A 245-nucleotide genomic window follows, 5' to 3' on the forward strand; every position below is an offset into this window, starting at 1 on the left:
GAACCACCGCCCGCCAATGCGTCGTTTGGCGTTATGAAGTCCACACTGGCGCTGCTCGAGCCGACCGGAATGGTGATGGTCTGGCCGTTGGACAAGGTCACGACAACCGGCGAGCCGGTCACCGGAGCGGTAACGGACGCGGTGTAAACCACGGTCCCGCCTTCCGCCACGCTGCTGTTGGCCGTCAAGCTGACGGTCGAGGTATCGAGGGTGTCGGTAACGTCAGTCACTGCCGGAACAGTGCT

At 63.3% G+C, this 245-nt stretch carries 1 protein-coding gene; it reads right to left on the bottom strand.

The features are described from left to right. On the bottom strand, positions 1-245 hold a 245-nt coding region (locus QMX98_RS35045), incomplete at both ends, for an immunoglobulin-like domain-containing protein (RefSeq protein ID WP_282412116.1).

It is taken from the genome of Pseudomonas sp. PS02303 (assembly GCF_029959925.1).
GTDB lineage: Bacteria > Pseudomonadota > Gammaproteobacteria > Pseudomonadales > Pseudomonadaceae > Aquipseudomonas > Aquipseudomonas mandelii.